Annotated in this window: 19 protein-coding genes and 1 tRNA gene; 6 read left to right on the forward strand and 14 right to left on the reverse strand. The window is 53.0% G+C overall.

What is annotated here, in order from left to right:
* Positions 1–128 precede the first annotated feature (128 nt).
* Complete coding sequence (locus WB237_RS16695) at positions 129–941, forward strand: LecA/PA-IL family lectin (protein ID WP_114979943.1); 813 nt, start codon at positions 129–131, stop codon at positions 939–941.
* A gap of 542 nt (positions 942–1483) precedes the next feature.
* On the opposite strand, the gene WB237_RS16700 is transcribed toward WB237_RS16695, so the two are convergent.
* Positions 1484–1557: transfer RNA gene (locus WB237_RS16700), tRNA-Gly, on the reverse strand.
* A gap of 80 nt (positions 1558–1637) precedes the next feature.
* Positions 1638–2381 carry an amidase activator ActS gene (gene actS / locus WB237_RS16705; protein WP_336214678.1) on the reverse strand — a complete coding sequence of 248 codons (744 nt, stop codon included), beginning with the start codon at positions 2379–2381 and terminating at the stop codon, positions 1638–1640.
* Between the two features lie 162 nt (positions 2382–2543).
* Here actS and idi point away from each other — a divergent pair, with 162 nt between their 5' ends.
* A complete protein-coding gene (gene idi, locus WB237_RS16710; protein WP_336214680.1) occupies positions 2544–3086 on the forward strand; it encodes an isopentenyl-diphosphate Delta-isomerase in 543 nt (180 codons plus the stop codon).
* Between the two features lie 38 nt (positions 3087–3124).
* Here idi and lysS read toward each other — a convergent pair whose 3' ends face one another.
* From lysS to xerD, 5 genes are all read right to left on the reverse strand, one after another.
* Positions 3125–4642 carry a lysine--tRNA ligase gene (gene lysS, locus WB237_RS16715; protein ID WP_028016946.1) on the reverse strand — a complete coding sequence of 506 codons (1518 nt, stop codon included), beginning with the start codon at positions 4640–4642 and terminating at the stop codon, positions 3125–3127.
* A gap of 9 nt (positions 4643–4651) precedes the next feature.
* Positions 4652–5750 (reverse strand): peptide chain release factor 2 gene (prfB, locus tag WB237_RS16720; protein WP_096151315.1). Its coding sequence is split into 2 segments (ribosomal slippage): positions 4652–5674 and positions 5676–5750, totalling 1098 coding nucleotides; the frame shifts between segments, so codons are not numbered across the junction.
* A gap of 90 nt (positions 5751–5840) precedes the next feature.
* Entirely contained in the window at positions 5841–7574 is a 1734-nt protein-coding gene (recJ, locus tag WB237_RS16725) for a single-stranded-DNA-specific exonuclease RecJ (protein ID WP_336214685.1), read from the reverse strand.
* 5 nt (positions 7575–7579) lie between these two features.
* Complete coding sequence (gene dsbC, locus WB237_RS16730; RefSeq protein WP_114979927.1) at positions 7580–8293, reverse strand: bifunctional protein-disulfide isomerase/oxidoreductase DsbC; 714 nt, start codon at positions 8291–8293, stop codon at positions 7580–7582.
* Positions 8294–8321: 28 nt separating this feature from the next.
* Positions 8322–9218 carry a site-specific tyrosine recombinase XerD gene (xerD, locus tag WB237_RS16735; protein ID WP_336214689.1) on the reverse strand — a complete coding sequence of 299 codons (897 nt, stop codon included), beginning with the start codon at positions 9216–9218 and terminating at the stop codon, positions 8322–8324.
* Between the two features lie 101 nt (positions 9219–9319).
* Between xerD and fldB the strand changes: the two genes are divergently transcribed.
* Positions 9320–9841 carry a flavodoxin FldB gene (gene fldB, locus WB237_RS16740; RefSeq protein WP_028016950.1) on the forward strand — a complete coding sequence of 174 codons (522 nt, stop codon included), beginning with the start codon at positions 9320–9322 and terminating at the stop codon, positions 9839–9841.
* A 6-nt stretch (positions 9842–9847) separates the two neighbouring features.
* Here fldB and WB237_RS16745 read toward each other — a convergent pair whose 3' ends face one another.
* Together WB237_RS16745 and sdhE are read right to left on the reverse strand one after the other, a co-directional pair.
* Positions 9848–10258 carry a protein YgfX gene (locus tag WB237_RS16745; RefSeq protein WP_336214694.1) on the reverse strand — a complete coding sequence of 137 codons (411 nt, stop codon included), beginning with the start codon at positions 10256–10258 and terminating at the stop codon, positions 9848–9850.
* Positions 10239–10505 (reverse strand): FAD assembly factor SdhE, encoded by a 267-nt coding sequence (gene sdhE / locus WB237_RS16750; RefSeq protein WP_010435322.1) that lies wholly within the window; start codon positions 10503–10505, stop codon positions 10239–10241. The genes WB237_RS16745 and sdhE overlap by 20 nt, the downstream gene beginning before the upstream one ends.
* A 294-nt stretch (positions 10506–10799) precedes the next feature.
* Here sdhE and ygfZ point away from each other — a divergent pair, with 294 nt between their 5' ends.
* Positions 10800–11780 carry a tRNA-modifying protein YgfZ gene (gene ygfZ, locus WB237_RS16755; RefSeq protein WP_114979923.1) on the forward strand — a complete coding sequence of 327 codons (981 nt, stop codon included), beginning with the start codon at positions 10800–10802 and terminating at the stop codon, positions 11778–11780.
* An 84-nt stretch (positions 11781–11864) separates the two neighbouring features.
* On the opposite strand, the gene trhA is transcribed toward ygfZ, so the two are convergent.
* Positions 11865–12524 carry a PAQR family membrane homeostasis protein TrhA gene (trhA, locus tag WB237_RS16760; protein WP_028016953.1) on the reverse strand — a complete coding sequence of 220 codons (660 nt, stop codon included), beginning with the start codon at positions 12522–12524 and terminating at the stop codon, positions 11865–11867.
* 266 nt (positions 12525–12790) lie between these two features.
* Here trhA and WB237_RS16765 point away from each other — a divergent pair, with 266 nt between their 5' ends.
* Both WB237_RS16765 and bglA read left to right on the forward strand, forming a co-directional pair.
* Entirely contained in the window at positions 12791–13522 is a 732-nt protein-coding gene (locus tag WB237_RS16765) for a MurR/RpiR family transcriptional regulator (protein ID WP_336214823.1), read from the forward strand.
* A gap of 116 nt (positions 13523–13638) precedes the next feature.
* Complete coding sequence (bglA, locus tag WB237_RS16770; RefSeq protein ID WP_336214825.1) at positions 13639–15072, forward strand: 6-phospho-beta-glucosidase BglA; 1434 nt, start codon at positions 13639–13641, stop codon at positions 15070–15072.
* 32 nt (positions 15073–15104) lie between these two features.
* Here the strand turns inward: bglA and WB237_RS16775 are convergent, their stop codons facing one another.
* The 4 genes from WB237_RS16775 to gcvT all read right to left on the reverse strand — a co-directional run bounded on the left by WB237_RS16775 (position 15105) and on the right by gcvT (position 20423).
* Entirely contained in the window at positions 15105–15848 is a 744-nt protein-coding gene (locus WB237_RS16775; RefSeq protein ID WP_336214698.1) for an SDR family oxidoreductase, read from the reverse strand.
* Positions 15849–15917: 69 nt separating this feature from the next.
* A complete protein-coding gene (gcvP, locus tag WB237_RS16780) occupies positions 15918–18791 on the reverse strand; it encodes an aminomethyl-transferring glycine dehydrogenase (protein WP_028016957.1) in 2874 nt (957 codons plus the stop codon).
* Positions 18792–18915: 124 nt separating this feature from the next.
* Positions 18916–19305: a glycine cleavage system protein GcvH gene (gcvH, locus tag WB237_RS16785; RefSeq protein ID WP_336214700.1), complete on the reverse strand. Its 390-nt coding sequence runs from the start codon at positions 19303–19305 to the stop codon at positions 18916–18918.
* A 23-nt stretch (positions 19306–19328) separates the two neighbouring features.
* Positions 19329–20423: a glycine cleavage system aminomethyltransferase GcvT gene (gcvT, locus tag WB237_RS16790; RefSeq protein WP_336214702.1), complete on the reverse strand. Its 1095-nt coding sequence runs from the start codon at positions 20421–20423 to the stop codon at positions 19329–19331.
* Between the last annotated feature and the right edge of the window lie 102 nt (positions 20424–20525).

Raw genomic sequence — 20525 nt, forward strand, 5'->3', positions numbered from 1 at the left:
TTGAATTCTATATATACCCTGACTATTCTCATTCGAGCCGTTAACTGACGGAGAATCACAAATAAACACATTCCGTATGGATAATTTTCAATGGCGAATTTATCCGCCAAATGTCACAGGAGTCAGACGTGAGCACTAATTTAATCTGGTCAGGAAAAGTGGAAGCAAAAAATGCCGAAGCGATAAATACCGGCATTACTCTTAAACCAGGAGAGATCATTACCATTCTGGCCAGTGGTTGGGCCAAAAATGGGAGTGAAACTTTTGCTCTGACCGCACCACAAGGTCGTATTCCCCGGGAAGGTGAAACGCTGGCAGTTCGCAACCCTTCGCTGCTTGCGCGGATTGGTAAAGAAGAATATCCAGTTGGCAATCATAAATATCGCTGGTCAGTTCCTGCGGAAGGTGCACTGTCACTGATTTTTGCAGACGGTAAAGACCAGTATAAAGACAACTCCGGTGAATTCAGTGTTGAAGTATATCGTGAGGCGGATATTACAGCAGCGCCGTCAGAACCATATGAAGATTTAACCAATTTTGAACGTGATAACTGGAATAACTGGCAGGCGGGACCGGCTGGGCACGATCTCTACCTGGTCGATACCAGCACGAGAGCGGTAGAATTCATTACTAAACCTGGCAAAAACCATGCCGGAGAGATCCTCAAAAAGACACTCTCAGGTCTTACCGCCGGGCATGAATATACCTGGACGGTGAAAGTTGCGCGCATTATTGGAAAATACGAAGCGCCAAAAATATCGCTTCGGGCGGATGGCAAAGATATTTCCGCACCGCTGGAACTGAAGCAGGCGAATGAATGGGTAACCCTGAGTGGAAAATTCAAAGCCACGGGCAGTAATGCACAACTCGTTATTGTCAGCCATGTTGCGGCAAGTATGGGCAACGACTTCCGAATTAAAGAGCTTAAAATTAAGGGTTAATTGCTAATTTAGCGGACTACTATTCAATCGAAATACAGAATAGTAAATCTTTCTTGGCAAGGCGATTGATGATTTGAAAAATTGTGTAGCACATATGATGAACATATGTGCTACACCAACAGGCAATAAACACACACGGCATTATTCTTAGTTATGTTGTATATAATCCCAGTTCCAATAGCTAATTAAAATAAGACACGTCTCGATTACTTCCCCCCCTAAAGCAATACTCTTACCGCTTTCAAAACACTGATGGTTAAGGGAGTCCTTGTTCCGAATCTACATTCGAAATAGCATATTTAATTAATAAAAAAGATCATGGTGCCTGAACAAGCACACCATGGTAGAACCACTACCTGCAATTAAGCAAAGCACATCCCTGTTTAATTAAAAGGCAACGTGATTGTACTGCTGCTATATCATTAAACGAAACAAGACCGGTCTGGTTAATTGATTTTGACAGCGAGGGTGGTGATATGGCTGGCGATAACAGGCGGAGAGACTGTGCCCATTTAAGATGGAAGATACTAAGAAGAAAGTAATGGAGCGGGCGAAGGGAATCGAACCCTCGTATAGAGCTTGGGAAGCTCTCGTTCTACCATTGAACTACGCCCGCTTTGAGGTGCGTAAGGCATTATAGACCTTACGCCTCTTCATACAAGCCTCTTCACAACTAAATGGCGATAAAATAATCACTTAGCACTTCGGTTTGCTGCCAGGGGCCGGAAGATAACGCTGCGGATCGATGGCCGTCGCCTTATAGCGGATCTGGAAGTGCAACTTCACCGAATCCGTACCCGTGCTGCCCATGGTGGCAATCTTTTGCCCTGCTTTGACGTTCTGCCCGTTGTTAACCAGCATCGTGTCGTTGTGAGCATAAGCCGTGATGTAATCTTCCCCATGCTTAATCATGATCAGATTACCGTAACCGCGCAGCTGGTTACCGACGTAAACCACCTTCCCCGCCCCGGATGCATAAACCGGCGTACCGCGTGCAGCAGCAATATCAATGCCTTTGTTACCGCCCTCTGACAAGGAATATGGCAGCACCACTTTCCCACTGGCAGGCCAGATCCAGCAGCGTTGACCAACCGGCGGCCAGGACGACTGCGGTACCGCGTAAGACGGCGTCACTTTGGCAGTTTTGCCCTTCGACGAGGATTTTTTACCAGAAGACGATCCACCGCTAACCTTCAGTTGCTGACCCACCTCGATGGTGTATGGCGGAGAGAGATTATTTAACCGCGCCAGATCCTTCACGCTGGTCCCCGTTGCGCGCGAAATCCGATACAGCGTATCCCCGCGCTTAACGGTATAGACCGAACCGGAATAGCTACCCATATCCGAAGATTTGCTCCCTGAACAACCTGCCAGCAATAGCGTTAGCATCAGGTAAATAATGGCGGTGATGGGGTTTCTCGTCAGGCTTCCTGCAAACAAAACAGATCCTCGGTCAGCGTGAATGGCACTCTATGATAACAGTCCGGAGAGATATGGGTCAGCCCTTTTCCGCTCTGTGGGATAAACCGTTCGTATAAGAATGCCGTATAATGCCCCGGCTGATGGTGCTAAACCACTCGGCATTTTGGCACTGGAGCATGAATGAGTATTCAAGAACACGTTATTTTGGTAAATGACCAGGGAATGGTGATTGGCACTCAGGAAAAGTACGCCGCTCACACCTCGCATACCCCGCTGCATCTGGCTTTCTCCTCCTGGCTGTTTAACGCCAAAGGTGAATGTCTGGTGACCCGACGCGCGTTAAGCAAAAAAGCCTGGCCGGGTGTCTGGACTAACTCCGTGTGCGGACATCCGCAATCGGGTGAAGAGACAGAGCAGGCTATTATCCGACGCTGCCGCTATGAGGTCGGTGCCGAAATCACCGATATCACCCCTGTCGCATCAGAGTTTCGCTACCGTGAAACTGATCCTTCCGGGATCGTGGAAAACGAAATTTGCCCGGTATTTGCTGCCCGCATCACCAATAAAGTGACGATAAACGAAGATGAAGTGATGGAGTATCAGTGGGTTGAACTGGACACGTTATTCAGCGCGCTTGACGCGGCGCCCTGGGCCTTTAGCCCCTGGATGGTCATGGAAGGGACGACCGCCCGCGAAAAACTCAAAGCCTTCGCAGCGCAATAAAAAAGCCCCTTGCGGGGCTTTTTTAACATCTTAACGACTTATTTCACCGGGCGCATCGCCGGGAACAGGATCACGTCACGGATGGTGTGGCTGTTAGTGAACAGCATCACCATACGGTCGATACCAATACCCAGACCTGCAGTTGGTGGCAGGCCGTGTTCCAGCGCAGTTACGTAGTCTTCGTCGTAGAACATCGCTTCGTCATCGCCTGCCGCTTTCGCGTCAACCTGATCCTGGAAGCGCTGAGCCTGGTCTTCCGCATCGTTCAGCTCGCTAAAGCCGTTGCCGATTTCACGGCCACCGATGAAGAATTCGAAACGGTCAGTGATTTCCGGGTTCACGTCATTACGACGCGCCAGCGGAGAAACTTCTGCCGGGTATTCGGTGATGAAGGTCGGCTGAATCAGGTGCGCTTCGGCCACTTCTTCGAAGATCTCGGTCACGATACGGCCCAGACCCCAGCTCTTCTCAACCTTGATACCGATGCTTTCCGCGATTGCTTTCGCAGAGTCGAAGTTATCCAGATCAGCCATGTTGGTTTCCGGACGGTATTTCTTGATCGCTTCGCGCATGGTCAGTTTTTCGAACGGCTTGCCGAAGTCGAACACTTCTTCACCGTAAGGTACCTGCGTGGTGCCCAGAATATCCTGCGCCAGGGTACGGAACAGAGATTCGGTCAGCTCGATCAGATCTTTGTAATCCGCATACGCCATATAGAGTTCCATCATGGTGAACTCTGGGTTATGACGAACGGAGATACCTTCGTTACGGAAGTTACGGTTGATTTCAAACACGCGGTCGAAACCACCGACCACCAGACGCTTCAGGTACAGTTCCGGCGCGATACGCAGGTACATGTCCAGGTCCAGGGCGTTGTGATGGGTGATGAACGGACGTGCAGAAGCACCGCCTGGGATCACCTGCATCATTGGGGTTTCCACTTCCATAAAGTCGCGGTTAACCATGAACTGGCGGATACCGGCCATGATCCGGGAGCGAATTTTGAAGGTATTGCGGGATTCATCGTTAGAGATGAGATCCAGGTAACGCTGACGATAACGCGCTTCCTGATCCTGCAGGCCGTGGAATTTGTCCGGCAGCGGGCGCAGCGCTTTGGTCAGCAGACGCAGTTCGGTGCAGTGGATCGACAGTTCACCGGTCTTAGTTTTGAACAGTTTACCTTTCGCGCCCAGGATATCGCCAAGGTCCCACTTCTTGAACTGCTCGTTGTAGATGCCTTCTGGCAGATCGTCACGGGAAACGTACAACTGAATACGGCCGCCAACGTCCTGCAAAGTCACGAAAGAGGCTTTACCCATGATACGACGGGTCATCATACGGCCTGCCACTGACACTTCTACGTTCAGAGCTTCCAGCTCTTCATTCTCTTTACCGTCGAAATCAGCGTGCAGTTGGTCTGAGGTATGGTCACGACGAAAATCGTTCGGGAACGGTACGCCCTGCTCACGCAGTGCTGCCAGCTTCTCGCGGCGGGTTTTCAGTTCGTTGTTAAGATCGACTACCGCGTCAGCGCCCTGTGCTTGTTGTTCAGACATGTTGGTTCCTCATAACCCTGCTTTCAAACTTGCTTCGATAAATTGGTCCAGGCTGCCATCCAGCACCGCCTGCGTGTTGCGGGTTTCAACCCCGGTACGCAAGTCTTTGATGCGGGAGTCATCGAGGACATAAGAACGGATCTGGCTGCCCCAACCGATGTCAGACTTGTTATCTTCCATCGCCTGTTTCTCAGCATTTTTCTTCTGCATCTCCAGTTCATAAAGCTTCGCTTTCATCTGCTTCATGGCCTGGTCTTTGTTTTTATGCTGGGAACGGTCATTCTGGCATTGCGTTACCAGCCCGGTTGGAATGTGGGTGATACGCACCGCAGATTCTGTACGGTTAACGTGCTGACCACCCGCGCCAGATGCGCGGTAAACGTCAATACGCAGGTCTGCCGGGTTAATTTCGATATCAATATCTTCGTCAACTTCCGGGTAAACAAATGCAGAACTAAAGGAGGTATGACGACGGCCACCGGAGTCGAATGGGCTCTTACGTACCAGGCGGTGAACGCCGGTTTCAGTACGCAACCAGCCGTAGGCGTAATCGCCAATGATTTTGATGGTCACGGATTTCAGACCCGCAACTTCACCTTCAGATTCTTCGATAATTTCGGTTTTGAAGCCGCGCGCTTCTGCCCAACGCAGATACATACGCGTCAGCATACTGGCCCAGTCCTGCGCTTCAGTACCGCCAGAACCGGCCTGAATATCGAGATAACAGTCAGCGCTGTCATATTCACCGGAGAACATACGACGGAACTCAAGCTGCGCCAGCTTCTCTTCCAGAACGTCGAGTTCTGCCACGGCTTCGTTAAAGGTTTCTTCGTCGTCGGCTTCTACAGCCAGCTCCAGTAAACCGGAAACATCTTCCAGCCCCTGAGCCATTTGATCCAGCGTATCTACGATAGCTTCGAGAGAGGAACGCTCTTTACCCAGCGCCTGTGCGCGCTCAGGTTCGTTCCAGACATCAGGCTGTTCCAGCTCGGCGTTTACTTCTTCAAGACGCTCTTTCTTGGCATCGTAGTCAAAGATACCCCCTAAGAACGTCAGAGCGCTCCGTGAGGTCCTGAATACGGTTTTTTACCGGATTAATTTCAAACATGGTCTGTTTTCTTTTATGGACTTGTCAAAATGCGGTGATAAGAGCGGGATTGTACCGAATCCACGCCCTTTTTTATAGAGATTACTGCCGCTAAATTGGCCAGATATTGTCGATGATGATCTGGAGGCTGCGGTTACCGCGAAACTCATTGATGTCCAGTTTGTACGCCAGCTCAACCTCGCGCACGCCGTTGTCCGGCCATATCGCCGTGTCAACATTGAAGGCAATACCATCCAGCAACGGACCACCGCCCACGGGTTCAACCATCACTTTCAGATGGCGTTCGCCGACAATACGCTGTTGCAACAGACGGAAACGGCCGTCAAATAACGGTTCCGGGAACATCTGCCCCCATGGACCGGCATCGCGGAGCATTTGTGCCACATCCATCGTCATCTCAGTGGGGGCAAGCTCGCCATCAGATACTACTTCCCCTTGCAACAGGGCCGGGTCGATCCAGTCGGTCACCAGCTCGCCAAACAGACGCTGGAACTCATCGAATTTCGCCTCTTCCAGCGACAAGCCTGCCGCCATCGCGTGGCCACCAAACTTGATCATGAGATTAGGGTAAAGCGTATCAAGACGCTCCAGCGCATCGCGCATGTGCAGGCCCTGAATCGATCGACCAGAGCCTTTCAGCGTGCCGTCACCTGCCGGGGCAAACGCGATCACCGGACGGTGGAAACGCTCTTTAATGCGCGACGCCAGAATCCCGACCACCCCCTGATGCCACTCAGGGTGATACATCGCCAGACCGCCAGGCAGCGTATCGCCACTCCGTTCAAGTTTTTCACACAAGGTCAGCGCTTCTGCCTGCATCCCCTGCTCAATCTCTTTACGGGTCTGGTTCAGAGCGTCCAGTTCATTGGCAAGAACGCGCGCTTCACCAATATTGTCGCAAAGCAGCAGAGCGACGCCAACGGACATATCGTCCAGCCTTCCGGCTGCGTTCAGACGCGGTCCGATGGCAAAGCCCAAATCACTGGCCGCCAGTTTGAGCGGGTCACGGTTGGCAATCTCCAGCAAGGCCTTAATTCCCGGACGGCATTTGCCCGCCCGAATGCGGCTTAAACCCTGCCAGGTCAAAATACGATTATTGGCATCAAGCGGCACCACGTCCGCAACTGTTCCCAGCGCCACCAGGTCGAGATACTCGGCCAGATTCGGTACGGCAATCCCGCGGGAGTCGAACCAGCCTTTATCGCGCAACAGCGTACGCAGCGCCAGCATCAGGTAAAACGCCACCCCTACACCCGCCAGTGATTTCGACGGGAAATCACAGTCGCGCAGGTTTGGGTTGATGATCGCTTCCGCCGCAGGGAGTGTGTCACCCGGCAGGTGGTGATCGGTGACCAGCACCGGGATCCCAAGCTTATGGGCATGATCGACACCCGCATGGGAAGAGATCCCATTGTCCACGGTCATGATCATCTGTGCACCGCGGGTATGAGCCTGCTCGACCACTTCCGGGCTGAGACCGTAGCCGTCTTCAAAACGATTCGGCACCAGATAGGTCACGTTATCGCAGCCCAGCGCCCGCATACTGAGTACACTCAGCGCAGTGCTGGTTGCACCGTCTGCATCGAAATCCCCCACCACCACGATTCGCGTTCCTTCCAGAAACGCGTTGTAGAGCATTTCCGCGGCTTTTTCGATGCCATTCAGCTGTTGCCAGGGCAGCATCCCTTTCACGCTCCGCTCAAGATCTTCAGCGGTACGCACGCCACGGCTGGCGTAGAGCCGTTTCAGCAGTGGTGGAAGATCGTCTGGCAAATCAATCTGCTCGGCCGCCTCACGACGGCGCAATTTTATTGGGGCTTTCACGCGGTTTATTTACCACCAAACTGTTTCTGGTGCGCGTCGAGGAACTCTTTCATCTCTTTTGGTCCCTGGTAGCCTGGAACAACATAACCGTTGCTCAGGACAATCGCTGGCGTACCGCTCACGCCAAATTGCACGCCCAGTGCATAGTGGTTAGCAATGTCGATGTCACAAGATGCAGGCGCAACAGCTTTACCGTTCATCGCATCATCAAATGCTTTGTTGCGGTCTTTTGCACACCAGATAGCTTTCATATCCTGCTCTGGCTGGCTCTGCACGCCTGCACGTGGGAAAGCCAGGTAACGCACGGTAATGCCCAGCGCGTTGTAGTCTTTCATCTCTTCATGCAGTTTGTGGCAGTAGCCGCAGGTGATGTCAGTGAAGACGGTAATAACATGTTTTTCCTGCGCCGCTTTGTAGACAATCATCTCTTTTTCGAGCGCGTTCAGGTTTTTCATCAGCAGCTGGTTGGTGACGTTTACCGGCTGCGCGCCACTCACATCGTACATTGGCCCCTGAATAATGTGTTTACCGTCTTCGGTGACATACAGTACGCCGCTGCTCGTCAGCACCGTTTTCATGCCGGCAACCGGTGCAGGCTGAATATCGCTACCCGTGACGCCAAGCTTAGCCAGCGACTGTTTGATTGCGGCGTCATCCGCATGGGCGAAACCGGTAAATGAGGCTGCCAGCAGGGTGAACAGCGCAAAAGACTTTTTCATATTTGATCCTGTTACAATTCGTCGGCACTCACGCACGAGGGTGGTGCTGTTGGTGTAGCTGCCGCAGGCGTTCCGTCGCGACATGGGTATAAATTTGCGTCGTGGAAAGGTCGCTATGCCCCAGCAACATCTGCACCACGCGTAAATCAGCGCCGTGGTTTAACAGATGCGTCGCGAAAGCATGACGCAATACGTGCGGCGAAAGCTTTTCACTGTCGATACCCGCCAGTGTGGCGTAATGTTTGATGCGATGCCAGAACGTTTGCCGTGTCATCTGCTGCGCGCGCTGGCTCGGGAACAGAACATCGATAGAAGCACCATTGAGCAACCACGGACGGCCATGCTCAAGATACGTTTCCAGCCAGTAAACCGCCTCTTCTCCCAGCGGTACCAGCCTTTCCTTGTTTCCTTTACCGATTACACGAACCACACCCTGACGCAGGCTGATGTCGCTCATCGTCAGACCAACCAGTTCAGAAACGCGCAAGCCGGTAGCATACAATAGCTCAAGCATGGCTTTATCGCGTAACTCCAGCGGCAGGTCAACTGCGGGCGACTGTAATAATCTCTCAACTTGTGCTTCGCTAAGATCTTTCGGTAGCCGCTGCGGAAGTTTCGGGGATGCCAGCAGCGCGCTGGGATCGTCTTCGCGAATTTTCTCACGATAGAGGTGCTGGAACAGACGACGCATAGCGCTGAGCAAGCGCGCAGAACTGGTCGCTTTATAGCCCCCTGCGATACGTTCCCCGAGCAGTGCCTGGAGGTCGTCACTTTGTGTGCTCGCAAGAGACAGCCCACGGTGTGTCAGCCACTCCACCAGCATGGTGAGATCGCGCCGGTACGCACTGAGCGTATTCTCAGCCAGGTTTTTCTCCAGCCACAGCGCGTCGAGAAACTGTTCGATCAGTGCGAGATCCTTTTCCACATCAGCCCCTTTGATTCTGCAGTCAGGCCATTATGCCTGATTGCTACAGGTTTCTGGTACACTACGCGCAAAGTCAAAGCAAGAATTGAGATAGTTACGCGATGAATATTGGTCTGTTCTATGGTTCCAGCACCTGCTACACCGAAATGGCGGCAGAGAAAATTCGCGACATCATTGGCCCGGAACTGGTGACGTTGCATAACCTGAAAGATGACGCACTCACACTGATGGAGCAGTACGACGTGTTGATCCTCGGTATCCCAACCTGGGATTTCGGCGAGATACAGGAAGACTGGGAAGCTATCTGGGACCAGCTTGATACGCTCAACCTCAGCGGCAAAATTATCGCCATGTACGGCATGGGTGATCAATTAGGTTACGGAGAATGGTTCCTGGACGCACTCGGCATGCTGCACGATAAACTGGTACCGAAAGGCGTTACGTTTATCGGCTACTGGCCAACCGAAGGGTATGAGTTCACCAGTAAAAAGCCGATTATTGCCGATGGCGAGCTGTTTGTTGGACTCGCGCTGGATGAAACCAACCAGTACGATCTCAGCGATGATCGCCTGCAAACCTGGTGCGAGCAGATTCTGGGCGAAATGGCAGAACAGTTTAGCTAACGCACTTTACTCCTGCGTCGACTGTTGCAATAACATCCGGCGCAGGTCTCGCCACTCTGAAGCATCCATACTGTCAGCCGCCAGCCACAGATGCTGACAACGCCCACCGTCCACACTCCGTAACCGTAACATCATGCCGGAGTTGAGCATCCAGGGCATCCCGAGAATATCCCACTCTTTACCCTGCCAGCGCAGGCGGGAATCCATCAGGAGTTTAATTTCTCCCTGACGGGCATTAATGCGACGCTGGCTGCGTACGCTGTCAAAAACGACAAATGACAGTAACAGCAGCCACAGAGGCGTATAGCTCAACGGCCATGGCATCAGTAATACAATGGCCGCAACCAGGCCGTGGAGCAATAAAGACATCCACTGAGAACGCCATGAGACGCGAAGATCAGATTGCCACAGGACCACGTTCCCGATTCCGTGTTTGAATTAATTGCACCATCCGTTGCAACTCGGTGTCGGCGGGTTTGCCGTGGTTCATCAGCCAGTTGAATAAATCTGGATCGTCAGACTCAAGCAGGCGAACAAACAGACGCTTATCATCATCGCTTAAGCTGTCATACTCATATTCGAAGAAAGGCATGATGGAAATATCAAGTTCACGCATGCCGCGACGGCATGCCCAGTGAATACGGGCCTTGTTGTTAATATCCATGTTCTGTTTCCTGCATTACGTTTGGCACAGTCGGTACCCCGTTCAGTGTTCTTGATTTCGCTACGGGGACACCAGCTAGTGTAACGTGTTTTTGACCGTTTCTTTACTGGAATCTTGCGATCTACAAGCAGGCTTCCAGAATAAACCCCACGAAGACAGCGGATTACACTATTTTGCGTGGCGTTACGCAGAACCGGTTGATGGCACAAATGGCCTGCTGAAAGCGCTTGCATTGCCAGCAGGCTCTTTTACCATTAGGCATTATCAAAGCGTTAAGCAATTCAGGATATCGTTATGGCATTTACACCATTTTCTCCTCGCCAGCCCGCCGCCTCTGCGCGTCTGCCGCTGACGCTTATTTCTCTTGATGACTGGGCGCTGGCAACACTCACCGGTGCCGATGCCGAAAAGTACTTGCAGGGTCAGGTGACCGCCGATGTCAGCCAGATGACTGAACATCAGCACCTGCTGGCCGCACATTGCGACCCTAAAGGCAAAATGTGGAGCAACCTGCGTCTCTTCCGCCGTCAGGACGGCTTTGCCTTTATTGAGCGCCGCAGCCTGCAAGACGCCCAACTCAAGGAACTGAAAAAGTACGCTGTCTTTTCCAAAGTCACTATTACCCCGGACGACGAACATATCCTGCTGGGTGTGGCGGGTTTTCAGGCGCGCGCCGCGCTGAAAAATCTTTTCAGCGAATTGCCCGATGCAGAAAAACAGGTGGTCAGCGAAGGTGCTACCTCTATCCTGTGGTTCGAACACCCGGAGGAGCGTTTCCTGTTAGTGACGGATGCCGCCACAGCAGAGCGCGTGACCGAGGCGCTACGCGGTGAGGCTCAGTTCAACAACAGTCAGCAGTGGTTGGCACTGAACATTGAAGCAGGTCTGCCAGTGATTGACGCAGCAAACAGCGCGCAATTTATTCCTCAGGCAACCAACCTCCAGGCTCTGGGTGGTATCAGCTTTAAGAAAGGCTGTTACACCGGCCAGGAGATGGTGGCTCGTGCAAAATTCCGCGGGGCAAACAAACGTGCGCTGTGGACACTGGCGGGTCATGCCAGCCGTGTACCTGAAGCGGGTGAAGATTTAGAGCTGAAGATGGGTGATAACTGGCGCCGCACTGGTACCGTGTTAGCAGCCGTACAGCTGGAAGATGGTCGTCTTCTGGTTCAGGCTGTTATGAATAATGACATGGAAGCCGATAGCGTTTTCCGCGTGCGTGACGATGCCAATACATTAAGTATTGAGCCACTACCGTATTCGCTGGAAGAGTAATTCTGTATCGCCCGGTGGCGCTGCGCTTACCGGGCCTACAGATCCTGTGGGTCGGGTAAGGCGCAGCCGCCACCCGACTAAAAACTACACCTGCCCGACGTACAAATAAATCGCCAGGAAGTGACACACGCTGCCGCCCAGCACAAAACCATGCCAGATGGCGTGGTTGTAAGGGATACGCTTGCAAACGTAGAAAATCACACCCAGCGAATACACCACCCCGCCAACAGCCAGCAATGTTACCCCACCCGCAGCCAGTTTGATTGCCAATTGATAAACCACAATCAGCGACAGCCAGCCCATCGTCAGATAGGTCACCAGTGACAATATCTTAAACCTGTGGGCAATCGTCAGCTTAAACAGGATCCCCAGCAGTGCCAGGCTCCAGATAACAATCATCAGGCCACGGGCGAGCGGTGAATCGAGCCCCACCAGCAGAAAAGGCGTATAGGTACCGGCAATAAGAAGATAGATGGCACAGTGGTCAAATTTCTTAAGCCACATCTTGGCCCGTTGATGCGGAATTGCGTGATACAGCGTAGAGGCCAGAAACAGCAGGATCATACTCCCGCCATACAGGCTATAGCTGGTAATGGCCATCGCGCTGGCATTGGTGTCTACCGCCTGCACCAGCAATAATACTAAACCGACAATCCCAAACACCAGGCCAATGCCGTGGCTGATGCTGTTGGCTATTTCCTCAGCCAGCGAATATCCCTGTGCGATTAATGGTCTGCTCGCCATACAAAACTCCAGGAAAACAAAAGATGATTATTCATCGCAAGACTATGCTAACTGAGAATGATTCCAGTGAACACCTGTTAGCTAAAATATTTTCATCATGATTTTTTGTATATAAAAATCATATACATAAATAATTTATTCACCTAACATTTGTTCACATAAAAATTTAATCATTATGAATCAATAGCATAAAATTGGATCCTGCAATCTGGCTGCATGTTATGATGGACGGATGAGGTCTGAATGAGAGTTTTGCCATTGTGACTATGTTCACCCACACCGCCATTGCCAGTCTCAATAATCTGGAGATGATGGTCTACAACTATGTCATTAAAAATCGTGACAAAGTCATGTACATGACCATCCGCGAGCTGGCGGACGCGGCTGGTGTCTCAACCACTACGATCCTGCGCTTTTGCCGCAAGCTCAGCTGCGAAGGTTATTCTGAATTTCGCGTACGCTTCAAACTCTATCTGGAGCAAAACGAGCCCCAGCAGGCAAACTTCGGTACCAGCGAAATTATCAGCTTCTTTAAAAGCGTGAATAATGAAGAGTTCGATGGGCTATTAGATAATGCGGTAGATATTATTTTGTCTTCTGAGCGAATTATATTTGTCGGCGCGGGTACGTCAGGCTCTCTGGCAAAATATGGTGCACGTTTCTTTTCAAATATTGGTAAATTCAGCAACCATATCGACGATCCTTATTTCCCGGTCACCAATGATATGGCGAAAAATGCGCTGGCCATTGTGCTTTCTGTCTCCGGTGAGACTGAGGAGATCCTGCGTTTCGCCAGCCAGTTCAGCCTGCATCACTGTAAGGTGCTCTCCATTACCAGCCACGAACACTCGCGTCTGGCAAAACTGGCAGACTTTAATCTCTCATGGCATGTCCCCCAGATGCGTATTGGGGGCGTTTATGATATCACCACGCAAATCCCCGTTATTTATATTCTGGAATCTCTCGGCCGGAAACTGGCGAAGAAATTGACAGAATAAAACACCCTGTTTTTTTGATGTGACAAATCACATTTCACACAAATTGTTATATCGTGACATTTAATTTCACTTTGCTAGACTCGAAATCAATAAGCCATATATTGAGAATAGTAATGATGAAAAAATTGACCTTACCAAAAGATTTTTTATGGGGTGGCGCAGTTGCCGCTCACCAGGTTGAAGGCGGCTGGAACAAAGACGGTAAAGGGCCAAGCATCTGCGACGTATTGACCGGCGGCGCACACGGCGTTCCGCGCGAAATCACCCGGGAAGTAGTGCCGGGTAAATACTACCCAAACCATGAAGCGATTGATTTCCACGGCCACTACAAAGAAGACATCAAGCTGTTTGCTGAAATGGGCTTCAAGTGCTTCCGTACCTCTATCGCCTGGACGCGCATCTTCCCGAAAGGGGATGAGACGCAGCCAAACGAAGAAGGACTGAAGTTCTACGACGACATGTTCGACGAGCTGCTCAAATACAACATCGAGCCGGTCATCACCCTCTCCCACTTCGAAATGCCGCTGCATCTGGTTCAGGAGTATGGTAGCTGGACTAACCGTAAAGTGGTCGATTTCTTTGTGCGCTTCGCGGAAGTGGTATTTGAGCGCTACAAAAACAAGGTCAAATACTGGATGACCTTTAACGAAATCAACAACCAGCGCAACTGGCGTGCGCCCCTGTTCGGCTACTGCTGCTCTGGGGTGGTCTATACCGAGCACGACAACCCGGAAGAAACCATGTATCAGGTGCTACACCACCAGTTCGTGGCCAGCGCTCTGGCGGTGAAAGCCGCCCGTCGTATCAATCCAGAGATGAAAGTCGGCTGCATGCTGGCGATGGTTGCACTTTATCCATTCTCCTGCAAACCAGAAGATGTGATGTTTGCTCAGGAGTCCATGCGCGAGCGCTATGTCTTTACCGACGTCCAGCTGCGTGGTTACTACCCGTCTTATGTGCTGAACGAATGGGAACGCCGTGGTTTCTCCATCAAAATGGAAGCGGGTGACGAACAGATCCTGCGTGAAGGAACCTGTGATTATTTAGGTTTCAGCTATTACATGACCAACGCCGTGAAAGCGGAAGGCGGCACCGGTGATGCCATTTCCGGCTTTGAAGGCAGCGTACCGAACCCACATGTGAAAGCATCTGACTGGGGCTGGCAGATTGATCCGGTTGGCCTGCGTTATTCCCTGTGCGAGCTGTACGAGCGTTATCAGAAACCGCTGTTTATCGTCGAAAACGGTTTTGGGGCGTACGACAAAGTAGAAGAAGACGGCAGCATCAACGACGACTATCGCATCGACTATTTGCGTGCTCACGTGGAAGAAATGATGAAGGCAGTCACGCACGATGGCGTGGATCTGATGGGGTATACCCCGTGGGGCTGCATCGACTGCGTGTCGTTCACCACCGGCCAGTACAGCAAGCGCTACGGCTTTATCTATGTGAACAAACACGACGACGGTACTGGCGACATGTCGCGTTCCCGTAAGAAAAGCTTCGAGTGGTATAAAGGTGTGATTGCCAGTAACGGCGAGGCGCTGTAATTTTTTCCGGGTAGCACAACGCTACCCGGCATTTATTTCCCGCCAGCCAGCTCTATAAAACTGCCCGTGACGTATGACGCCTTCTCGCTCAGCAGCCAGACAATCGCCTGCGCCACCTCTTCCGGCTGGCCGCCGCGCTGCATCGGTAGCATCGACTTAACCCGGTCTACGCGCCCCGGTTCACCGCCCGATGCATGAATATCGGTATAGATCAGACCCGGACGCACGCAGTTGACGCGGAGCCCCTGTCCGGCGACTTCCAGCGACAGCCCCGTTGTCAGTGAATCCACTGCCCCTTTGGACGCGGCGTAGTCAACATATTCTCCCGGTGCGCCCAGGCGCGACGCCGCGGAAGAGACATTCACTATCGCCCCACCCTTGCCGCCATGCTTGAAAGACATGCGTTTTACCGCTTCCCGGCAGCAGAGAAAGTAACCCGTGACGTTGGTCGCCAGTACGCGATTAATACGTTCTGCGGAGAGATTTTCGATAGTAGATTGCTCAAACAGAATCCCTGCATTATTGACCAGCGCGGTAAGTGGCTCGCCTTCACGATCGAGGCTGTCGAACATCGCCATCACCTGCGCTTCATCGCTGATATCTGCGCGTACGGCAAAGGCTTTACCCCCCGCATCCACAATCTGCCTGATGACGTCCGTCGCGGCTTTAATGTTGTGATGATAATTCACCGCCACAGTGTAGCCTTCGCGTGCCAGTTGCAGCGCGGTGGCTTTCCCGATACCGCGGCTGGCACCTGTTACAAGTGCAATGCCCATTCTCTTCTCCCAATAAAAAAGCCGGGTAGCGCTAACGCTGACCCGGCCTACGTTACTACACCAACGCGATTACTGGTATTCGCTCATCGGCACGCAGGAGCAGAACAGGTTACGGTCACCGTAGACGTCATCAAGACGCTTCACGGTCGGCCAGTATTTGTTTGCCACACCTGCCGGGAAGACCGCCAGTTCGCGGGAATAACCGTGGTTCCACTCTGCCACCATCTCATGCTGGGTGTGCGGTGCGTTAACCAGCGGGTTATCTTCCAGCGTCCACTCGCCGTCCAGCACGCGATCGATCTCCATGCGGATCGCCAGCATCGCATCAATAAAGCGGTCCAGCTCGGCTTTGCTTTCGGACTCCGTTGGCTCCACCATCAGCGTACCCGCTACCGGGAACGACATGGTCGGGGCGTGGAATCCGTAGTCGATCAGACGCTTGGCGATATCCAGTTCGCTGATTCCGCTCTGCTCTTTCAGTGGACGAATATCCAGAATGCACTCGTGCGCCACGCGACCATCACGGCCGGTATAGAGCACCGGGAAGGCAGACTTCAGGCGAGTCGCAATATAGTTGGCGTTCAGGATCGCCACCTGGCTTGCCTGCTTCAGCCCTTCTGCACCCATCATGCGGATGTACATCCAGCTGATCGGCAGAATAGAGGCGCTACCAAACGGTGCCGCAGAGACCGCGCCCTGACGGGTCAGCATCCCCTCGATTTGCACTACGCTGTGACCCGGAACAAACGGTGCCAGGTGCGCTTTTACGCCGATTGGACCCATACCCGGGCCGCCACCGCCGTGCGGAATGCAGAAAGTTTTATGCAGGTTCAGGTGCGACACATCCGCGCCGATAAAACCCGGAGAGGTAATGCCGACCTGGGCGTTCATGTTCGCGCCGTCGAGGTAAACCTGGCCGCCAAACTGATGCACCACTTCGCACACTTCACGGATTGTCTCTTCATACACACCGTGAGTAGACGGGTAGGTCACCATGATGCAGGAGAGCTTGTCGCCAGCCTGTTCGGCTTTTGCACGCAGGTCCGCGAGGTCAATGTTACCGTTCTTATCGCAAGCAACCACCACCACTTCCATGCCCGCCATCTGGGCAGAGGCCGGGTTGGTACCGTGTGCAGAGCTTGGGATCAGGCAGATATCACGATGCCCTTCGTTACGGCTTTCGTGATAATGACGAATCGCCAGCAGACCAGCATATTCACCCTGCGCACCGGAGTTTGGCTGCATACAGAGCGCGTCATACCCCGTCAGTTTCACCAGCCAGTCGGAAAGCTGATTGATCATCAGGTGATAACCTTCCGCCTGCTCAGGTGGGCAGAACGGGTGCAGTTCAGAGAACTCAGGCCAGGTGATAGGGATCATCTCAGCTGCGGCGTTCAACTTCATGGTGCAAGAGCCCAGTGGGATCATCGCCTGATTCAGCGCCAGATCTTTGCGCTCCAGAGAGTGCATATAGCGCATCATCTCGGTTTCGCTGTGATAGCGATTGAAGACCGGATGCGTCAGGATCGCATCATCGCGCAGCATGCTTTGCTGGATAGAACGGCTGTCGAGGGCAACCTCTTTGTCGAGCGTATCAATGTCCAGGCCGTGTGCATCACCCAGCAACACGTTAAACAGGTTCAGGATATCGTCGCGGGTGGTGCTTTCATCCAGCGTAATGCCGACCGCATTGTGAATGTCGCTGCGCAGGTTGATCTCCGCGGCATCCGCACGAGCCAGCACTGCCGCTTTGTCTGCCACTTCAACACACAGGGTGTCAAAGTAATGGGCATGACGCAGTTTGAGGCCTTTCTGTTGCAGGCCGCAGGCCAGAATATCCGCCAGGCGGTGAATGCGGCTGGCAATACGTTTCAGGCCAACCGGACCGTGGAACACCGCGTACAGGCTGGCGATGTTGGCCAGCAGAACCTGCGAGGTACAAATGTTGGAGTTCGCTTTCTCGCGGCGGATATGCTGCTCACGAGTCTGCATCGCCATGCGCAGCGCAGTGTTACCGGCAGCGTCTTTCGAGACCCCGATAATACGACCCGGCATGGAGCGTTTGAATTCATCTTTTGCAGCGAAGAACGCCGCATGTGGACCACCGTAGCCCATCGGCACGCCGAAGCGCTGTGCAGAGCCGAAGACAATATCCGCGCCCTGTTTGCCCGGCGCAGTCAGCAATACCAGCGCCATAAAATCAGCGGCGACGCTGACAACGACTTTGCGGGATTTCAGCTCGGCAATCAGTGCGCTGTAGTCGTGAACTTCACCGGTGGTGCCTACCTGCTGCAGCAGCACGCCGAAGACGTCCTGATGATCCAGCACTTTGTCTGCATCGTCGACAATCACGTCAAAACCGAAGGTTTCCGCACGGGTGCGAACAACGTCCAGGGTTTGCGGATGAACATCGGCGGCCACAAAGAAGCGGTTCGCATTTTTCAGCTTGCTTACGCGTTTGGCCATTGCCATGGCTTCTGCCGCGGCAGTCGCTTCATCCAGCAGAGACGCGGAAGCGATATCCAGGCCAGTCAGATCCAGCGTTACCTGCTGGAAATTCAGCAGCGCTTCAAGACGACCTTGAGACACTTCTGGCTGATAAGGGGTATAAGCGGTGTACCAGCCTGGATTTTCCAGCATATTGCGCAGGATAACCGGCGGTAACTGCACGTTGGTGTAGCCCATGCCAATGTAAGACTTGTAGCGCTTGTTCAGGCCGGCAATGGCCTTCAGCTCCGCCAGTGCGGCGAATTCCGTTGTGGCTTCCCCTACCTGAGGCGGCGTGGCAAGCTGGATGTCTTTTGGCACAATCTGGCCGATCAGTGCGTTTAATGAATCCGCGCCAACTGTCTTCAGCATCTCCTGCTGTTGCTGAGCATCCGGCCCAATGTGACGTTCAATGAAGGCGCCACGGTTTTCAAGCTGGCTTAAAGTCTGTGTCATGAGCGATGGTTCCTGAAACGTGCAGTGAATTTAAGTTCCCTCTCCCGGTGGGAGAGGGTTAGGGTGAGGGGAAGATGAGCACCCTCACCCCTGCCCTCTCCCACAGGGAGAGGGGGATTAACAATTACTCGTCTTCTAGCAGTGCTTCGTACGCGGTCGCATCCAGCAGTGCGGCAACTTCCGCTTCGTTGCTGGCTTTGATCTTAAAGATCCAGCCTTCGCCGTAAGGCTCGCTGTTGACCAGCTCCGGGGAGTCGCTCAGCGCGTCGTTAACCGCAACAATCTCACCGCTTACCGGTGCATAGATATCAGATGCCGCTTTTACGGACTCCGCCACAGCACAGTCATCGCCTGCGCCTACGGTCGAGCCCACTTCTGGCAGATCAACAAACACCATATCGCCCAGCAGCTCTTGTGCGTGCTCGGTGATCCCTACGGTGTAAGTGCCGTCCGCCTCTTTGCGCAGCCATTCGTGTTCTTTGCTGTATTTCAGTTCTGCTGGCACATTGCTCATTGAATTTCTCCTGATAAAAATGATTAGGCGACCGGCTTACCGGCGCGAACAAAAATCGGTTTAGTCACGTTGACCGGCATTTCACGGTTGCGGATTTGCACCACTGCCGTTTCGCCAATGCCTGCCGGCACGCGTGCCAGTGCAATACTGTAGCCCAGCGTTGGGGAGAAGGTACCGCTGGTGATCACGCCTTCACGCGGATTGCCATCAGCATCAGTAAAACGCACCGGCAGTTCACCGCGCAGTACGCCTTTCTCGGTCATCACCAGACCCACCAGTTGTTCAGTGCCCTTCTCACGCTGAATTTCCAGCGCTTCACGGCCAATAAATTCACGGTCAGCAGGTTCCCATGCGATGGTCCAGCCCATATTGGCCGCCAGCGGAGAGACACCTTCATCCATCTCCTGACCGTAGAGGTTCATACCCGCTTCCAGACGCAACGTATCACGTGCACCCAGACCCGCTGGCTTCACACCGGCTTCCACCAGCGCACGCCAGAAATCTGCGGCTTTCTCATTTGGCATCGCAATTTCGTAACCCGCTTCACCGGTATAGCCAGTGGTAGCGATAAACAGATCGCCTGCCTGCACGCCGAAGAACGGCTTCATGCCTTCAGTCGCTTTACGCTGCTCGTCGCTGAACAGAGAAGCGGCTTTCGCCTGCGCGTTCGGTCCCTGTACGGCAATCAGCGACAGATCATCACGAACGGTGATGTCGATGGCATAAGGTTCAGCGTGTTGGGTAATCCAGGTGAGGTCTTTTTCGCGGGTAGCGGAGTTAACAACGAGGCGGAAGAAATCTTCTGTGAAGTAATAGACGATGAGGTCGTCAATCACACCGCCGGAGGCATTTAGCATGCCGGTATAGAGCGCTTTACCCGGTGTCTTGAGTTTGGCGACGTCGTTTGCCAGCAGATAACGCAAAAACTCCCGGGTGCGGCTACCGCGCAGATCGACAATCGTCATGTGGGACACGTCGAACATACCGGCATCGGTGCGCACCGCGTGGTGCTCATCAATCTGCGAGCCGTAGTGCAGCGGCATCATCCAGCCATGGAAGTCCACCATGCGGGCGCCGCATAACACGTGTTGTTCGTACAAAGGAGTCTGTTGAGCCATCTTGTCCTCGTTGAAAAATTCACCGTGAAACCCGGTATCGACCTCATTTTCAGGGGCCGACGCAAACGTTCTCTTTTACCTGAACTTACCACCGAAACCGGC

It is taken from the genome of Enterobacter sp. P82 (assembly GCF_037053385.1).
In the GTDB taxonomy this organism is placed as follows: domain Bacteria; phylum Pseudomonadota; class Gammaproteobacteria; order Enterobacterales; family Enterobacteriaceae; genus Enterobacter.

Excerpts from the sequence above, each read along its gene's own strand:
- WB237_RS16765 (WP_336214823.1), top strand. The coding sequence starts at position 12,791 with ATGTTCACCCACACCGCCATTGCCAGTCTCAATAATCTGGAGATGATG.
- dsbC (WP_114979927.1), bottom strand. The coding sequence starts at position 8,293 with ATGAAAAAGTCTTTTGCGCTGTTCACCCTGCTGGCAGCCTCATTTACC.
- WB237_RS16775 (WP_336214698.1), bottom strand. The coding sequence starts at position 15,848 with ATGGGCATTGCACTTGTAACAGGTGCCAGCCGCGGTATCGGGAAAGCC.
- trhA (WP_028016953.1), bottom strand. The coding sequence starts at position 12,524 with ATGGCGAGCAGACCATTAATCGCACAGGGATATTCGCTGGCTGAGGAA.
- gcvH (WP_336214700.1), bottom strand. The coding sequence starts at position 19,305 with ATGAGCAATGTGCCAGCAGAACTGAAATACAGCAAAGAACACGAATGG.
- fldB (WP_028016950.1), top strand. The coding sequence starts at position 9,320 with ATGAATATTGGTCTGTTCTATGGTTCCAGCACCTGCTACACCGAAATG.
- gcvP (WP_028016957.1), bottom strand. The coding sequence starts at position 18,791 with ATGACACAGACTTTAAGCCAGCTTGAAAACCGTGGCGCCTTCATTGAA.
- ygfZ (WP_114979923.1), top strand. The coding sequence starts at position 10,800 with ATGGCATTTACACCATTTTCTCCTCGCCAGCCCGCCGCCTCTGCGCGT.
- sdhE (WP_010435322.1), bottom strand. The coding sequence starts at position 10,505 with ATGGATATTAACAACAAGGCCCGTATTCACTGGGCATGCCGTCGCGGC.
- lysS (WP_028016946.1), bottom strand. The coding sequence starts at position 4,642 with ATGTCTGAACAACAAGCACAGGGCGCTGACGCGGTAGTCGATCTTAAC.
- bglA (WP_336214825.1), top strand. The coding sequence starts at position 13,639 with ATGAAAAAATTGACCTTACCAAAAGATTTTTTATGGGGTGGCGCAGTT.
- gcvT (WP_336214702.1), bottom strand. The coding sequence starts at position 20,423 with ATGGCTCAACAGACTCCTTTGTACGAACAACACGTGTTATGCGGCGCC.
- idi (WP_336214680.1), top strand. The coding sequence starts at position 2,544 with ATGAGTATTCAAGAACACGTTATTTTGGTAAATGACCAGGGAATGGTG.